We start from the raw sequence: 1760 nt of genomic DNA, 5'->3' as shown, positions 1-1760 counted from the left end.
TNNNGNNNNGNGCCTCCNGTNCNCCTCNGGCCGGCTGCACCGCCCGCGTCACGACCCAGCGGTGCTTGCCGATCGCGCGGTCGCGGGTGAACCCGAAGCGCTCGAAGGTGGACAGCGCGCCGTGGAACAGGAACCCGGCCGGCACCGCGCCCGCGGGCTCCGGGTAGCCCTCCACGACACCCCCACCGGCGGCGGCGATGAGGTCGATCGCGCCGCCGAGCGCCGCGGTCGCGACCCCCTGCCGTCGGTGGCCCGCTCGGACGTAGTTGCAGCCGATGCGCCAGTCGGGTCCCGCGCCGACGTGCGACCGTTCGTACTCGCGACGGCTCTTGATGCGCACGACCTCGGTGACCGGACCGAACTGGCACCACCCGACGCACCGGTCGTCGGCGAAGACCAACGCTGCGTGCGTGGTGCCGGCGAGGACCCGGGCGTACTTGCGCGCCCGGTTGCGGCCGGCGTCGCGTTCCGGCCCCTCGTCGTGGAAGCCGATGCAGAAGCACCCGCTCGGGAAGCCGTCGCTCGTGCTGCAGAGCTCCTCGAAGGCGTCCCACGTCGACGGGTCGAGCGCACGCACGGTGTACGACGCCGGGGGTCGGGCAACGGTGACCATGGCCGAAGCGTAGGCCGCCCGACGACCGTCCGGGCGAAGCCGCACAGTTGTCCCCACAAGGTGGGACGCGGTGTACCCCGGTCGGGGTGTTGTTGCGGTTTCCCGCAGCTCGATACCGTCGAGTCGCGGGACCGTACCGGTCCCGTGTGGTGACCCGAACACCCGCCTTCCCTGTCGCAGCGCCCCCTGCCTGCGCGGATGCTGTCGCGCGCGCTCCGGGTCCCTGATCGTCGACCCGAAGGATCAGCGTGTCTGCACAGCACCGTGCCCCCGTGCGCCGCCGCCCCGCCCGCCTGCTCGCAGGAGCTGCCGTCACCGCGCTGGTCGCGGGGAGCGCAGTCCTCCTGACGCCGCAGCTGGCATCGGCCGCCGCACCGTTCCCCGCGACGACGCTCTACGCGACCGTCTCCGGCTCCTCGACGGTCTACGCCGTCGACCGGACGAGCGGTGCCGCGACCCCCGCCGTGACGGCGCCGGGCAACGCGACCGGTCTCAACCAGATCGGCATCTCCGGTGACGGTGACGAGCTGTTCATGACCAACAGCACCACGGTCTTCGAGTACACCGCGTCGACGGACTCCTGGGAGACCGCCGCCCGGCCGAACCCGCCGTTGGTCCCGAACCAGATGGGCGGGGTGGACCCGAAGAGCGGCAAGTTCTTCTTCGGCGGGCTGTCGAGCGGTTCGACGTTCGCCTTCACGTCGTACGACCCCGACACGAACACCATCTCGTCGAACGTCACCTCGGTGACGGCGGCGAACCCTCCCGGCGGCAACGGCGACCTCGCCTTCGACCGACAGGGCAACCTCTACTTCATCTCGAGCAGTGACACCGCGGCGCAGCTGTACCGCGTCGACGCGGCCGACCTCGGCGGTGGGTCCACGACGGCGGTCGCGGTCGGGCCGGTGATCACGCCGGCGTCCCGCCTGACGTCCCTCGCGTTCGGCGACGACGGCTACCTGTACATCGCGGGCTCGACCGCGAACACGTTCCTGCAGGTCAACCCGGTCACCGGGGCCACCGTCGCGCAGCGCAGCATCAACCAGGGCGGCACCGCGCTGGCCGTCACCGACCTCGGCTCCCGGGCCGTCCCGTCGACCGGCGCCGCATCCGGTGGGTTCACGGACGGCAAGGCGAAGCCGAGCGA

Annotated in this window: 2 protein-coding genes; one reads left to right on the top strand and one right to left on the bottom strand. The window is 72.1% G+C overall.

Annotated features, from left to right (window positions below; all coding sequences use genetic code 11):
* Positions 1 to 613, bottom strand: a 613-nt coding sequence (locus I5E_RS26990; protein WP_187290493.1) for a GNAT family N-acetyltransferase, incomplete at its 3' end; no start/stop codon positions are given.
* Positions 614 to 861: 248 nt separating this feature from the next.
* Here I5E_RS26990 and I5E_RS10150 point away from each other — a divergent pair.
* A partial coding sequence (locus I5E_RS10150; RefSeq protein ID WP_148286923.1) for an SMP-30/gluconolactonase/LRE family protein occupies positions 862 to 1760 on the top strand: 899 nt, incomplete at its 3' end.

The sequence above is a fragment of the Curtobacterium sp. B18 genome (assembly GCF_000333375.1).
Classification (GTDB): Bacteria; Actinomycetota; Actinomycetes; order Actinomycetales; family Microbacteriaceae; genus Curtobacterium.
The sequence above is the reverse complement of the archived record's forward strand: the minus strand, read 5'-3'. Positions and strand labels throughout refer to the sequence as shown.